Source organism: Microbacterium laevaniformans (genome assembly GCF_016907555.1).
Classification (GTDB): domain Bacteria; phylum Actinomycetota; class Actinomycetes; order Actinomycetales; family Microbacteriaceae; genus Microbacterium; species Microbacterium laevaniformans.
In genome coordinates this window covers 2,127,102-2,140,517 of the sequence record NZ_JAFBCE010000001.1, presented here as the reverse complement: position 1 = coordinate 2,140,517, position 13,416 = coordinate 2,127,102, and the positions used below count along the sequence as shown (strand labels likewise).

General features: G+C 69.9%; 11 protein-coding genes. 2 read left to right on the top strand and 9 right to left on the bottom strand.

The annotated features are described in order from the left end of the window. Nucleotides 1–23 precede the first annotated feature (23 nt). Nucleotides 24–539 carry a tetratricopeptide repeat protein gene (locus tag JOE53_RS10200; protein ID WP_204947651.1) on the bottom strand — a complete coding sequence of 172 codons (516 nt, stop codon included), beginning with the start codon at nt 537–539 and terminating at the stop codon, nt 24–26. A gap of 597 nt (nt 540–1,136) precedes the next feature. Next, the gene (locus JOE53_RS10195; protein WP_204947650.1) at nt 1,137–1,895 is read right to left on the bottom strand and encodes a DUF222 domain-containing protein; all 759 of its coding nucleotides are present in this window, start codon (nt 1,893–1,895) and stop codon (nt 1,137–1,139) included. A gap of 166 nt (nt 1,896–2,061) precedes the next feature. Between JOE53_RS10195 and moaA the strand changes: the two genes are divergently transcribed. Next, complete coding sequence (gene moaA / locus JOE53_RS10190) at nt 2,062–3,120, top strand: GTP 3',8-cyclase MoaA (protein ID WP_204947649.1); 1,059 nt, start codon at nt 2,062–2,064, stop codon at nt 3,118–3,120. A gap of 2 nt (nt 3,121–3,122) precedes the next feature. On the opposite strand, the gene cydC is transcribed toward moaA, so the two are convergent. The 5 genes from cydC to JOE53_RS10165 form a co-directional block, all read right to left on the bottom strand. Continuing rightward, nucleotides 3,123–4,802: a thiol reductant ABC exporter subunit CydC gene (gene cydC, locus JOE53_RS10185; RefSeq protein WP_204947647.1), complete on the bottom strand. Its 1,680-nt coding sequence runs from the start codon at nt 4,800–4,802 to the stop codon at nt 3,123–3,125. Next, entirely contained in the window at nt 4,799–6,502 is a 1,704-nt protein-coding gene (gene cydD / locus JOE53_RS10180; RefSeq protein ID WP_204947646.1) for a thiol reductant ABC exporter subunit CydD, read from the bottom strand. Before cydD ends, cydC begins: the two co-directional genes overlap by 4 nt. 77 nt (nt 6,503–6,579) lie before the next feature. Further along, nucleotides 6,580–7,614: a cytochrome d ubiquinol oxidase subunit II gene (gene cydB, locus JOE53_RS10175; RefSeq protein ID WP_204947645.1), complete on the bottom strand. Its 1,035-nt coding sequence runs from the start codon at nt 7,612–7,614 to the stop codon at nt 6,580–6,582. 8 nt (nt 7,615–7,622) lie between these two features. Then, nucleotides 7,623–9,068, bottom strand: coding sequence for a cytochrome ubiquinol oxidase subunit I (locus JOE53_RS10170; RefSeq protein WP_204947644.1), 1,446 nt, complete (start codon nt 9,066–9,068; stop codon nt 7,623–7,625). A 100-nt stretch (nt 9,069–9,168) separates the two neighbouring features. After that, nucleotides 9,169–9,792, bottom strand: coding sequence for an ArsR family transcriptional regulator (locus JOE53_RS10165; RefSeq protein WP_204947642.1), 624 nt, complete (start codon nt 9,790–9,792; stop codon nt 9,169–9,171). Between the two features lie 372 nt (nt 9,793–10,164). Here JOE53_RS10165 and JOE53_RS10160 point away from each other — a divergent pair, with 372 nt between their 5' ends. Next, nucleotides 10,165–11,469, top strand: coding sequence for an alpha/beta hydrolase (locus JOE53_RS10160; protein WP_204947640.1), 1,305 nt, complete (start codon nt 10,165–10,167; stop codon nt 11,467–11,469). A gap of 278 nt (nt 11,470–11,747) precedes the next feature. On the opposite strand, the gene JOE53_RS10155 is transcribed toward JOE53_RS10160, so the two are convergent. Beyond that, complete coding sequence (locus JOE53_RS10155; RefSeq protein ID WP_204947638.1) at nt 11,748–12,683, bottom strand: extracellular catalytic domain type 1 short-chain-length polyhydroxyalkanoate depolymerase; 936 nt, start codon at nt 12,681–12,683, stop codon at nt 11,748–11,750. A 22-nt stretch (nt 12,684–12,705) separates the two neighbouring features. After that, nucleotides 12,706–13,350, bottom strand: a complete 645-nt coding sequence (locus tag JOE53_RS10150) for a dihydrofolate reductase family protein (protein ID WP_204947636.1) — start codon at nt 13,348–13,350, stop codon at nt 12,706–12,708. Between the last annotated feature and the right edge of the window lie 66 nt (nt 13,351–13,416).

Sequence of the window (13,416 nt, the reverse complement as noted above, 5' to 3'; positions counted from 1 at the left end):
TGCGCGCAGACGGCGGCGTGCTGTCACGCCCCGCCGTCTGCGGCGACGTCCAGATCTCGCAGGTAGTCCGCGTTTGCGCGCAGCGATGCGCGGTAGCGATCCAGCTCCGTCTCCGGCGCGTGCGCGGCGACGACATCGAGCAGTTCGGCGAAGGCCGCGTGGACCTGGCCGGCAGCATGAAGGCTGAGGGCCTCGAACACGGCCAGTGAGACTGCTTCGGGGAACTCGTCGCGAGCGTCGGCGAACACCCGGAGGGACTCGTCGAACCGGTCGAGATTTCGCAGCGTGCTGGCGTACTGGAGCAGGCATCGGCGGCGGATGTCGCCGGTCAGACCGGCGTCGAGCGCGCGCGGATACAGAGCCGAGGCCGTGCTTTCGTCACCGGCGGTGTCATGCGCCCCCGCGAGCTCGTACAGGACACGCGCGTGATCGGGATGCCGGGCGTGGATCTCCTCGAGCGCCGCGATCGTCGGCGCCATCGCATCGCGATCTCGCGCCGCGAAGATGCGGTCCAACTCGGCATCGAGGCTCTCGCTCATCCGTCGATCCTCTCAGAACGGTGGCGGCTCGCCCCCGCGAGGTGCCGGTGTGGTGGTGTCGGGGACGAATCGGACGCGGCCGGGCGGGTGGTCTTCGTAGTGTCGTCCGGTGGGGGAGGTCCATTGCAGGGTTCCGCCTCCGAGGTGCCGTACTCGCCAGGTGGTGTGGTGTTTGAGCGTGTGGTGTCGTCGGCACAGGTGGGCGAGGTTATCGTGTGCGGTCGCTCCGCCGATCGCGGCGGCGGTGGTGTGGTCCTGGTCGCATCGGTGTGCGGGGCGGGTGCATCCGGGCGTGCGGCACCGTTCATCCCGTGCGCTCAGGTAGCGGCGAAGGCCCGCGGATGGCCGGTACCGGTCGACCGCGACCGGGATGCCGGCGATGGGGTCTGTGAACACCCGATCCCACCCGGGTGCGAGCCCGGTGATCTTCGGGCGAGGGCGGGCTGGATCGGTCCGTACCCGGTCAGGATCGCTGGACCTGCGTCCGGGGCGCCGGCGAGAGTGAGTGCGGGGATCGTAACCGAATCTGCGCGGTCACCGTCTCCAGCCCCGCCCCGGTGGCTGCGGTGGTGGGAGTGGCGGTGAGCAGCAGGTCGCTCAGGATGTCAGCGCGCACCTGCGCGAGCGTGCGGTGATCCTTCTCCTGCACGCGGATCGCACCACCGCAGGGTGCTGGGTCGGTGTCGGCGTTGCCAATATCGCTGGTAGTGCGCGCCGTCCCCGTGACGACGCTCTGCCCGTCGTTGTCACAACCAGGTCGAACAGTCGGACCGAGCGGGTCTCGTACGCGCGGTCGGTGGCGTCGGTGAACGCGTCGGGGTCGATGGTCGCAGCGATGACTTTCACCGCCGCCGTCATCCGCGTCGGAGACTCCGTCCGTGCGGCCTCCAGGGCGAGGGCTTCGAAACGGGCACGACCGTCGGGCGTGCGAAGCAGCATCCCGATGCGACTGATCGCCCACGCGTGCGCGGCATCAATGCCGCCGTCCTCCCACACCTTCAAGGTGGTGGGGAAGTGCTCACGCAGCAAGAACGCTTCCGACATGCGCCGCTGCACACCCCGATCCGACATCCGCAGCGCCATCGCGAGCTCCAATGCGACCTCTCGCAGCGGCAGGTCCGTGTCGGACGAGCGCACGCGTGCCCGCCCCTGTTGCTGTGCTTCCTGCCGCAACAGTTCGACCCGATCCGCAACCAGATCCACCGCAGCCGCCAGCAACCGGGCTTCTGCCGCCTGCGCCGCCGCCGTGCGACGACGCATATCGACGACGCCATCGACCAGCCCGTCCAACGCCGGCCACACCGAACCCGCGGACGCGACCGACTCGACCGGACGAGCATCCGATACCGCGAGCATGATTCACCCCCTAGAGACCTGCAGGCACATCGGCGCGTCAGGGCCGATGTGCAACCCGCCGCCAGGGGGCATGCGACGGGTTGTGCTTCCCTCCACTATAGAACAAAACTGGCAAGAGAATCCGCCATTCGGCCTTTCCCCTCCGTCCGCCGGGTAGCCTCGGACCATGCCCGCCGTCCCGCTCACCCTGCGCACGGGACGCGCCACGTCAGCGCCGCCGACGGCCCCCGGCGCACCTCTCGTCGACCGCTTCGGCCGCGTGCACCGCGATGTGCGGATCTCGCTGACCGATCGCTGCTCCCTGCGCTGCACGTACTGCATGCCCGAGCAGGGCAACGAATGGCTCGCGCGCACGAGCATCCTCACCACGGACGAGATCGTGCGCGTCGCGCGCATCGCCGCGGCATCCGGGATCTCCACGTTCCGGCTCACGGGAGGCGAGCCCCTGCTGCGCGCCGACATCGTCGAGGTCGTGCGACGGCTCGCCGCGGTCGAAGGCCCCGACGGGCCGGTCGACATTGCCCTGACGACGAACGGCATCCGTCTCGGCGACGTACTGCCCGACCTCATCGACGTCGGTCTGCGCCGCCTCAACATCTCGATCGACACCCTCGACCGCGACCGATTCCGCGACCTCACCCGCCGCGACCGCCTCGACGAGGTCGTGGCAGGCATCGCCGCGGCATCCGCGTCGGGACTGCGCCCCCTCAAGCTCAACGCGGTCGCGATGCGCGGCATCAACGACGACGAACTCGTCGACCTCGTCGCCTTCGCGCTCGATCATGGCGCCGAGATGCGCTTCATCGAGCAGATGCCGCTGGATGCCGGGCACACGTGGGACCGCACACGCATGGTGACCCGCGAGGAGATCCTGGCAGCGCTCTCGACCCGGTGGCACCTCGAGCCCGTCCCCGGCCGCGGCGGCGCACCCGCGGAGCGCTTCCTGCTCGACGGCGGGCCGGCCTCCGTCGGCGTGATCGCCGCGGTGACGGCGCCGTTCTGCGGCGCCTGCGACCGCCTGCGGCTCACCGCCGACGGGCAGCTGCGCAACTGCCTGTTCTCCAACGACGAGTACGACCTCATGCCGCTGCTGCGTGCGGGCGCCGACGACGTCGCGATCGACGCGCTGTTGCACGAGTGCATCGCCGGCAAGCTTCCGGGACATGCGATCGATGACCCGTCGTTCCTCCAGCCGGCGCGCGGGATGAACGCGATCGGCGGCTGAACTCAGTCTTCGATGCGCCCGCCGGTCAGCCGCACCGTGCGGTCGACGAGGCCGGCGGGAACGTCCACGTGCGAGATCAGCACGACGGCACGATCCGGACCGACCGCCCCGAGCAGGTCGGCCAGCAGCGCGTCGGACGCGTCAACGTCCACGCCGGCGGTCGGCTCATCGAGCACGAGCACGGGGAAGCCGTGCAGCAGAGCCCGGGCCAGGGCGATGCGCTGGGCCTGCCCGCCCGACACGAGCGCCCCGCGTTCGCCGACCCGCGCGTCCAGGCCGCCGCGCGCGCTCAGCCAGTCACCGAGGCCCACGCGGTGCAGCACCGCCTCCAGCTCGGCATCCGTGGCCGTGTCGCGGGCGAACAAGAGGTTCTGCCGGATGTCCTCGTCGAAGAGCATCGGCTGCTGTTCGCAGAGCCCGACCGTCTCGCGGACGGTGTCGGGGTCGAGGTCGTGCACATCGACCCCGCCGATCGTGTAGCGGCCGGCGGTCGTCTCCAAGAAGCGTACGAGGACGTGCGCCGCCGTGGTCTTGCCGGCGCCGCTGGAGCCCACGACCAGGATCCGTTCGCCCGGGACGACCGTCAGATCCAACGCGTGCAGGGCATCCTCTGCGGCTCCCGGCCAGCGCGCCGCGACGCTCTGCAGGACGAGGCCATCGCCGAGCGCGACGGCTTCGCGTGCGTGACCGTCGTCATCGTGAGCGACCTCGGGCGGGATGCCCGCCGGCGTATCGCCCGGCAGGGCTTCGGCGATCCGGGTGGCCGCGGCGCGTACCTGTCGCCATGATGACGCCGCCGCCGGAACCGCGGTGAAGACCTCGAACACGGCCATCGGCACGAGCACGGCCACGGCGAAGGCGGGGGCGGTGATCGTCCCGTCGCCGAGTGCCGGAACGGAGGCCAGGACGGCGAAGACGGAGGCCGCGCCGGCCAGTACTGACACGATGGCGGTGGAGCCCGCCTGCGCCCCGGCGCGGCGGGTCACCGCCCGCCGCAGGGCATCGTCCGCCGCGGCGATGCGCCGCGCGCTCTGATCGTCGGCGCCGTACGCGGCGAGGACGTCCAGGCTTGCGAGGTGATCGAGCACGGCGTCGGCGAGACGGGCGCGCAAAGGCGCGATGGAAAGCTCCGCGCGGGAGCCGGCGACCCATCCCCAGCCGACCGCCACGATGGCCGCCACGACGAGGCAGGCGAGGAGCGTGAGCGCCGCGGGCCACCAGATGATGCCGACGAGCACGACGGCGCCGAGGGCCACCGCCGTCGACGATACGAGAGGCAGCACGACGCGCAGCGGCAGGTTCTGCAGCTCGTCCACGTCGTCGACGAGCGCTCCGAGCACCGAGCCGCGCCGGGTGCGGGTCAGCCCGTCGGGGGCGAGCGGAATGAGCCGGCGCACCAGATCGGTGCGGGTCACCGCGAGCTGGCGCAGGGCCGCATCGTGGCTCGCGAGTCGCTCCGTGTAGCGGAAGGCGGCCCGACTGAGTGCGAAGGCGCGCACGCCCACGACGGCTGCCGACAGGTACATCACCGGAGGCTGCTCACTGGCGCGGACGATCAGCCACGCGCTGCAGGCGAGCAGCGCGACCGCCGAGGCCTCCGAGAGGAAGCCCGCCGCGGCGCCCGGCCAGAATCGGCGCAACGACGGCATCGCCCGACGCAGTACATCCGTCGTGGTGGTCATGCGCCGACCTCCGCCCGCGTCGCCGACAGCGTGACGACGCGGTCGGCGATCTCGCGCGCGCTGCGTCGGTGCGAGATCAGAAGCACCGTGGCGCCGTCGTCGGCGAGCCCGCGGATGCCGTGCCACAGGGCCGCCTCCGTCGCGGCATCCAGCGCCGAACTCGGCTCGTCGAGGGCGATGACCGGCGCACGGCCGCGCAGGTGGCGGAACACGGCGCGCGCCACGGCGACGCGCTGGGCCTGTCCGCCGGACAATCCCGCGCCCTGCACCCCGAGCTGCTGATCGGGATCGAGCGCGCCCGCCTGGGCGAGCTCCAGCGCGCGTGCGACCAGGGGGCCCCGCGATGCCGCGGCAGTCTCATCGTCGCCCAGCGCGACATTGTCTGCGATGGTGCCGGAGATCAGTCCCGGATGCTGCCCAGCCCAGGCCAGCCACGTCGCGGGGGAGAGCGCGCTCACCGGCGTGCCGTCCAGCTCGGCGTGCCCGTCGAAGGTGACCGCGCCGCGGAGGGCCGCGAACACGCTCGACTTGCCGGCGCCGCTCGGCCCCTCGATGAGCGTGACGGTGCCGGGCTCCGCGACGAGGTCGACGGAGGGCAGGAGCACGTCGCCGCGCCGGACGCGCAGTCCGGTGAGCACGAGCCGTCCCGGGCCGGCGCTCACCGTCGCGGCGTCGGCCGTCCGCGGCGCACGCTGTGCACGGGCGGCGAGCTCGCGGGCCTCGTCGAGCACCGCGAAGACGTCGTCGGTCGCGGCCACGCCTTCCGCAGCGGCATGGAACTGCACGCCGACCTGGCGCAGCGGAAGGTACGCTTCGGGCGCCAGCAGCAGCACGAACAGGCCTACCGCGAGCGCGAGCGACCCGTCGACCAGGCGGAAGCCGATCGACACGGCCACGATCGCAACCGAGATCGACGCCAGCAGTTCGAGCGCGAAACCCGACAGGAACGACACACGCAGCACCCGCATCGTCTCGACGCGGTAGGTGTCGGTGACCTTCTCGATCGACCGCACGGCGCGATGCTGACGGCCGAAGACCTTGAGCGTCGACAGACCCTGGACCGTATCGGCGAAGCGGGCGGCCAGGCGCCCCAGGGTGCGCCACTGCTTCTGCTGCACCGTGCGCGTCGCGAGGCCGATCAGCACCATGAACAGCGGGATCAGGGGGAGAGTGAGCAGGACCGTGAGCCCGGAGATCCAGTCCTCCCACCACATCACGGCGACCAGCACCGGGGTCGCGATGACGGTGAGCACGAGCTGTGGCAGATAGCGTCCGAAGTACGCGTCCAGCGCTTCGAGGCCGCGCCCCGCGGTCACCGCGAGCTGCGCGCTGTTGCGGCCTGCCAGCCATCCCGGGCCCAGGATGCCGACGGCATCCACGAGCTGCGCCCGCAGCTGCGCCTGCACGCGCGCGGCGGCGCGCGCCGACAGGGCTTCGCGCGCCCAGAGCAGCAGCGCACGGGAGACGATGACGGCGGCCAGCGCGGTCAGCAGTGCGGTCAGCTCGGCCCACGGCATCCCGTCGATGGCGCGCGTGATCACGCGTGTCAGGAGCCAGGCGAACGCGACGACGACCGCGGTCTGCAGCACGCCGATCACCGCGATCGCGGCGAAGAACGCCCGCGATGCCGACGCGTAGCGCACCAGTCGCGGGTCGACGGGCCGCACCCGCGTGCGGCCCTGGTCGGCTTCGGTTGCCATTCTTCGATCCTGCCTCATAAACGGACACCGGCCCCGGTCCTCACCCGTGGGTGAGCGCCGGGGCCGGTGCAGCGGCCTCAGTGGGCTGCGGTCAGCTCCGCCTTCTCGATCGTCGTGCGGGTGATCCGCTTGCGGAAGATCCAGTACGTCCACGCCTGGTAGGCGAGCACGAGCGGCAGGAAGATGAGCGCGGCCCACGACATGATCTGCAGCGTCATCGGCGTGCTGGACGCATTCGAGATGGTCAGGCTGAAGGCGTCATCGGTCGTCGACGGCATGACGTAGGGGAACAGAGCCAGCCACAGCGTGAGCACGGCGAACACGATCGTGACCGCCCCGGCCGCGAACGCCTTGCCGTCGCGGTCGGCGATGTTGAACCACGCCGACAGCAGCAGCGCGACCGCGGCGATCACACCGCAGGCGATGACCGCCCACAGCAGCGGAGCGCCGCGACCGGCGGCGAGGAAGATCGTCCAGACCACGGTTCCGGCCGCGAAGATCACGGTCGGGATCGCGAGCTTCTTGCCGAGCGCCTGCGCGTCGTGGTGCACCTGACCGTCGGTCTTCAGGCCCACGAAGTAGACGCCGTGCAGGAAGAACAGCAGCAGCGTCGTCACTCCGACCCAGAGGCCGTAGGGGTTCAGCAGCGTGAAGAGCGAGCCGGTGAAGTTCTTGTCGGCGTCGATCGGCACGCCCTGCACGATGTTCGCGACCGCGACGCCCCACAGCAGCGCGGGGACCGCGGAGCCGATCGTGATCATCCAGTCGAAACGGCGCTTCCATCGCAGGTCGTCGCGCTGGTGGCGGTACTCGAACGAGACGCCGCGCGCGATCAGCGCGAGCAGGATGAGCAGCAGGGGGAGATAGAAGCCGCTGAACAGCGTGGCGTACCACTCCGGGAAGGCCGCGAACAGGCAGGCGCCCGCGACGATGACCCAGGTCTCGTTGAGGTCCCAGATCGGTCCGATTGTGTTGATCACCTGGCGTCGCGACACCTCGTCCTTGCCGAGGAAGGGCAGCGACATGCCGACACCGAAGTCGAAGCCGTCGAGCACGAAGTAGCCGACGAACAGCACTCCGACGATGAAGAACCAGAGGTAGGCGAGGTCCATGTCAGCTCCTAGTACACCGTGGACGGGGTCTGATCGACCGGGACATCGGACGGGTCGGGGTCATCGGGTCCGGGCAGGGGCTGCGGACCCTCCTTGACCGTCTTGACGATGAGGCCGAACTCGACGACCGCGAGGATCGCGTAGATCGCGGTGAAGGCGATCAGCGAGATCAGAACGGTCCAGCCGGGCACGTTCGGCGAGACGCCGTCCTGCGTGAGCATGAGACCGAACACGATCCAGGGCTGACGTCCCATCTCGGTGAAGATCCAGCCGACGAGGATGCCGAGGAGCGCGAGCGGCGCCTGCCAGATCGCGATCTTCCACATCCAGCCGGCGACGGGGCGCTTCGCGTTCCTGCGGGTGACCCAGAGGCCGACCACGGCGACCGCGGTGGCGAGCAGGCCGAAGCCCATCATCCAGCGGAATGACCAGTATGTGACCCAGAGGATCGGCGCGAAGTTGCCGTCGACCTGGTCGGCGAACTGCGGGAAGAGCTGGGTCGTGTAGAGGTTGTTGAGGTCGTTGATGCCCTCGACGCAGCCGTTGAAGTCGTGCGTGGAGAGGAAGGCGAGCACATACGGCACGCGCAGCGACCAGACCTCGCCGGTACCGTCGGGGGTGCCGATGGAGAACAGCGAGAACGAGGCATTCGCCCCGCACGCGGAGTTGAACATCGCCTCCGCCGCCGCCATCTTCATGGGCTGGGTCTGCACCATCACGAGGCCGAGCTGGTCGCCGGAGAGGAAGACGGCCACGAAGCCGATGATCATCGCCCAGAGGCCGAACTTCAGCGCCGGGCGCAGCATCTCGATGTTCTGTTTGCGGGCGAGGTGCCAGGCGGATGCCGCGATCACGACACCGGCGGAGAACATGATCGCCGCGGAGATGGTGTGCGGGAACTGCGTCAGTGCGACCGGGTTGGTCAGCACCTGCCAGAAGTCGGCCATTTCGGCGCGGTGACCCGCGGCCGACATCTGGTAGCCCTTCGGGTTCTGCATGAAGGCGTTGGCCGCGAGGATGAAGTACGCCGACAGCCAGGTGCCGACGGCCGTCATCCAGATGGTGAGCAGGTGGATGCGCCGGGGGAGCTTGTTCCACCCGAAGATCCACAGACCGATGAACGTGGCCTCGAAGAAGAACGCCATGAGGCCCTCGAAGGCGAGAGGGGCTCCGAAGACGTCGCCGACGAAGCGGGAGTAGCTCGACCAGTTCATGCCGAACTGGAACTCCTGCACGATGCCGGTGACGATGCCCATCGCGAAGTTGATCAGGAAGATCTTCCCGAAGAAGCGCGTCAGGTGCAGCCACTTCACGTCGCCGGTGCGGTGCCACACCGTCTGGAAGATGGCGACGAACAGCGACATGCCGAGCGTGAGCGGCACGAAGATGAAGTGATACAGGGTCGTCAGGCCGAACTGCCAGCGTGCCAGCAGGAGCGGGTCCAGGAAGTCCATCGTCATCCTTCCGAGGGCGGGAGTCTTCTTCGTGACTGAAGCTACACAGGGATTTCCCAGCCCCAGGCGCCCGGGGCCGTGAAAAAGAACCGAGGTCTGATCAGGCCGTGGCGCCGGCGAACATCAGCTGGACGACACACTCGCGCGGGTCGCAGGACGGGCGCATGGCATCGACGGCGAGGGGCCCGCCGGCGGCGCTGAGCACGCTCTGCATGAGACCCAGGTGCACGCGGCACAGCACTTCGCGATGCTCGGCCTGGGAGGAGGCGTGTGCACAGGGGGTGAGGTCGACGGTCAGCTCGCGCTCATCGACCAGCGGATCGAAGCCGGCGTCGATCAGGTCTTCGACGAGGGCGTCGACCTGATGGAGGGCTTCGGTGTCGAGCTCGGGCGCGGCTCCCGGCAGCACGCGGCGCATGAGGTCGCCCCGCTCGGCGGCGGCGCGCACCTTGCGGCGCTGGATGGCGCTGGAGGCCAGGATGCCGTCGGCCGCACTGTAGAGCACGCGCGGGCGACCGCGGGTGGTGCGGTGCTCCGCCGCCGACACGACGTAGCCCTCGTCGATCAGACGCTGCAGATGCTCGCGCACGGTGTTCGGGTGCAGGCCCGTCGCCTCCACGATCTCGGTGATCGTGCGACGCGGCTGCTCCTGGACGAGGTGCAGGATCTCGACACGTGAATAGCTGGAAATGGCGCTGTACCCAACCGGGCGACCTGTGGTCATACCTCACATTATTCACGGTGTCGCTCGCGTGCGCCACCCCCGATCTGCGGGGGGTTTCTTCCGGCGGGGCGGAAGGCGGTCCGATGGGTGGAAACGCGGGCGTCGGCATCCGTTCACCTGCCGTCGATGCGGCGTTCTCCCGCACCCGCAAACGTCGGCAGAGTCGCTGTCGCGGCGGCCCCGCCGACCCTCTCATCGAGCGTTCGTCTCGAGTCTGGAGCCGACTGGCCCTCCTCGTCTTCGCGTCTGCGCCTGATCGCGCAGCTCGCGGCTCTCGGCGCGCTGCACAGGCGCAGCCGCCGGCGACGAGTCGGGCAGATCTCTCCCGCGGCGCTCAGCGATGGCCAAGGTGTGTCGCCCTAGAGTCGGTGCATGCAGATCTGGCAGTTGCCGATCATCGATGGCGCTGTCCCGATCATCGTCTACACGATCGCGGGAGCGTTCCTCCTGGTCGTGCTCGTGCGTCGCTGGGACAGGCGCACCATTCTGTGGGCTGCGGGGGGCGCGATCGCGGGAGCCGGGCTGGGCGTGGCGCTCGTGCATGTCGTCGACCGGATGCAGCTGTTCGGCCCGGCGCCCCTGCCGGGGTTCGTCCTGCAGTGGGCGGCCGGCGCCCTCGCTGCCTCCGGGGTCGCGCTCGGCGCGCTGGTGGCTGGAAGGTGGTGGCGGCGAATCGTGTCCCCTCTCGCCGTCCTGGTGTTTCTCGTCGCCGCGGCGATCGGCATCAACGCCGGTTTCGGGTTGAACCCGACCTTGGCGACGCTCTTCGGTGTGTCGGGCTACGACCCGCTCGATCTGCCCGACGTCGGACCCACAACCGATGTTCCGACCGTTCCGCTCGCGCAGTCCTTCGTGCCGCCCGCCGGAATGCCGGCCAAGGGGTCACGCGGCACGCAGGTCATTCCCGCCACGGCATCCGGCTTCGCCGCCCGCCCCGTGGGCATCTACCTGCCTCCCGCCGCGCTCGTTCCGAACGCGCCGGCCCTACCGCTGGTCATCATGATGATGGGCCATCCCGGAAACCCCGACCCGACCGCGATCAGCGACGTGCTGGACGAGTTCGCCGCCCGCAACCACGGCCTGGCGCCCATCGTGATCGTCGCCGATCAAGTCGGCTCCGCCAACGCCGACACCGCGTGCGCCGACTCTGCGGCCTTCGGCCGGGCGCGCACCTACGTGACGCAGGACGTCGTCGCGTGGGCGAAGGCGCACCTGCGCATCATCAACGACCCCGCCTTCTGGACCATCGCCGGATATTCCAACGGAGGAGGGTGTGCGATCTCGTTCGGGGCCGACTATCCGACGATGTGGAAGAACCTCCTCGACATCTCGGGAGAGCCCTTCCCGGGATCCGAGCAGGTCGCCAACATCACCAAGACCGTCTACGGCGGCAGCAGCGAGGCGTTCGAAGCCTCCAAGCCCGTGAACATCCTGGCGGCCGCTCCGGCCGGGACGTACGCCGGGATGACGGCGGTGTTCACGGCGGGATCCGCCGACCCCGCATACATGGCGCACGCCGACACCCTCGCTGCGGCCGCGCGGAAGGCGGGGATGGCCGTCACCCGCTACGATATCCCGGGCGTCGGGCACACCGGGGACGCGTTGAAGCTCGGTCTGGTCGAGGGCTTCACCGTGCTCTATCCCGTTCTCGGACTCTCGGTCGGTCAGACGCGGTAGCGAGCTGTTGACTTCTCGTCAAGATGGACTTCCTCAAGACTTGCGCAAGATCCGTGCGCTCCGAGCGGCTCGCGAGGCCGCAAGAGCGCTCTATTCAACCGAATGTGCAGGTTGGCGCAAGATTGGCCATATTCACTGGGCGTCTGCGTCTCGAAGACGTAGCGTCGTGACTAAGCGATCCGGCGCCCGAAGCCGGGCAGCGATACGATGAAGGCGACTGTCGGTCTGGGGGGATGCGACGGTCGCCTTCATCGTTCGTCTTCATCGTTCGTCTCCGCTCAGCCGGATGCCGCTCGTCGGTGCGTGTCGAAGAACGACCACAGCTGCGCGGTGGCATCCCATCCCCGGTAGACCTGCTCGCCCTGGGGCGTGGATCCGCCGTCGGGTGAGGGCCATTCGTGGCCGTACCCGGCGATGCTGACGAGCTGTACCGTGCGGGAGTCGGGGCAGGCGGCGGTCTCGGTGGTCAGCGGCGGCGCCGAGGTGGTGACGTCCTCGTCGCACGAGGCCGCCCGTGCCCAGAGCGCATGGACATCCCGTTGCGCGGTGGCGTCGATCCGCGCGGTGCCTACGGTGGATGCGCCCCCGTCGTAGAGCACACGGGTGTCGTCCACACCGTGCACGGCCATCACCGAGGTCGGGGCGGGAGCGGTGCACTCCAGCCCGACCGGCATCGTTCCGGACACGGGGCCGATCGCGGCGAACAGCGTCGTCTCGCACGCGAGTCGGTAGGCCATCATCGCGCCGTTGGACATGCCGGCGGCGAAGACGGCCCCGGCGTCGATCGAAACCCGCTTCTGCGCATCGGCAACCGCCGCAGCGATGAACGCCACATCGTCGGTGCCGTCGCGGGCGGGCCGCCCGCAGCATCCCCCACCTGCGTTCCAGGCCCGGCCGTCGCCGTCCGGGTAGAGGATGACGACGCCGTGCTCGTCGGCGATCCGGTCCCACCCGTACGACGCCTCGGCCTGCTGCGCCGACCCGTAGCCACCGTGCAGCATCACGACGAGTGCCGCCGGCGCGGAGAGGTGAGCGGGCACGTACAGCCGATACGACCGGTCGTGGCCGTCGACGGTGAGCCGATGCTCCGACTTGCCGACGGGGGCGCCTGCTGTGGCAGGGGAGGGCGCGGGCGGGTCGAAGCGAGAGCCGGCGCACGCGGCGAGGCTCGCCACGAGCGTGAGCAGTGCGATGACGGCGATCGCCCGGCGCATCTGCGGCTGCCTTCCCGATCCCTCAGCGGCGGAACGTGAGGTGGGTCACGCCGCTTTCGGCTGCCTCGGCGCGCACCTCGTACCCGTTCTCCAGGCCGCGCAGGTCGTCCCAGAGGCGGATGCCGCGCCCCAGGATGATGGGCACGACAGCGACGTGCAGCTCGTCGACCAGCCCGGCATCGAGGAAGGAGCGCGCCGTCCTGGCGCCCCCGCCGATACGGATGTCACCCCCGGCGGCGACGGCGCGCGCCTGGGCGAGGGCATCCTCGGCTGACGCATCGATGAAGCGGAAGCTCGTGCCGTTGGCCATCTCGATGGACGGCCGCGGCTTGTGGGTGAGCACGAACACGGGCACGCGGAACGGCGGCTCGTCCCCCCACCATCCCCGCCAGTCGGGGTCGTCGCCGTGCTCGTGCAGGCCGAACATGCCCGCGCCCATGATCTCGGCGCCGAGGTCGGCGAAGTAGCGCTGCGCATACGCGTCGTCGACGCCGGTGGTCCCTGCGCCCGTGTCGTCGTGCAACACGCGCTCCCGGAACGTTCGCGTCGCGGTGTAGTCGCGGGTCAGGCGCCCCCAATCGTCACCGAAAGGGTTCTCCGGGGTCTGATCGGTCGTCGTCGCGAATCCGTCGAGGGAGATGTTCAGGTCCAGGCGCACACGGCTCATGACGACCAGCGTCGGTCATCGTCAGCCTCCGCGCAAGGTCGCCCCGGCGCTCGCCGCGCGCGCACC

What these genes read in the sequence shown, in the direction of transcription:
- cydB (WP_204947645.1), bottom strand. Translation starts at nt 7,614, where the DNA reads ATGGACCTCGCCTACCTCTGGTTCTTCATCGTCGGAGTGCTGTTCGTC.
- cydD (WP_204947646.1), bottom strand. Translation starts at nt 6,502, where the DNA reads ATGGCAACCGAAGCCGACCAGGGCCGCACGCGGGTGCGGCCCGTCGAC.
- JOE53_RS10200 (WP_204947651.1), bottom strand. Translation starts at nt 539, where the DNA reads ATGAGCGAGAGCCTCGATGCCGAGTTGGACCGCATCTTCGCGGCGCGA.
- JOE53_RS10165 (WP_204947642.1), bottom strand. Translation starts at nt 9,792, where the DNA reads ATGACCACAGGTCGCCCGGTTGGGTACAGCGCCATTTCCAGCTATTCA.
- moaA (WP_204947649.1), top strand. Translation starts at nt 2,062, where the DNA reads ATGCCCGCCGTCCCGCTCACCCTGCGCACGGGACGCGCCACGTCAGCG.
- JOE53_RS10160 (WP_204947640.1), top strand. Translation starts at nt 10,165, where the DNA reads ATGCAGATCTGGCAGTTGCCGATCATCGATGGCGCTGTCCCGATCATC.
- JOE53_RS10195 (WP_204947650.1), bottom strand. Translation starts at nt 1,895, where the DNA reads ATGCTCGCGGTATCGGATGCTCGTCCGGTCGAGTCGGTCGCGTCCGCG.
- cydC (WP_204947647.1), bottom strand. Translation starts at nt 4,802, where the DNA reads ATGACCACCACGACGGATGTACTGCGTCGGGCGATGCCGTCGTTGCGC.
- JOE53_RS10150 (WP_204947636.1), bottom strand. Translation starts at nt 13,350, where the DNA reads ATGAGCCGTGTGCGCCTGGACCTGAACATCTCCCTCGACGGATTCGCG.
- JOE53_RS10155 (WP_204947638.1), bottom strand. Translation starts at nt 12,683, where the DNA reads ATGCGCCGGGCGATCGCCGTCATCGCACTGCTCACGCTCGTGGCGAGC.
- JOE53_RS10170 (WP_204947644.1), bottom strand. Translation starts at nt 9,068, where the DNA reads ATGGACTTCCTGGACCCGCTCCTGCTGGCACGCTGGCAGTTCGGCCTG.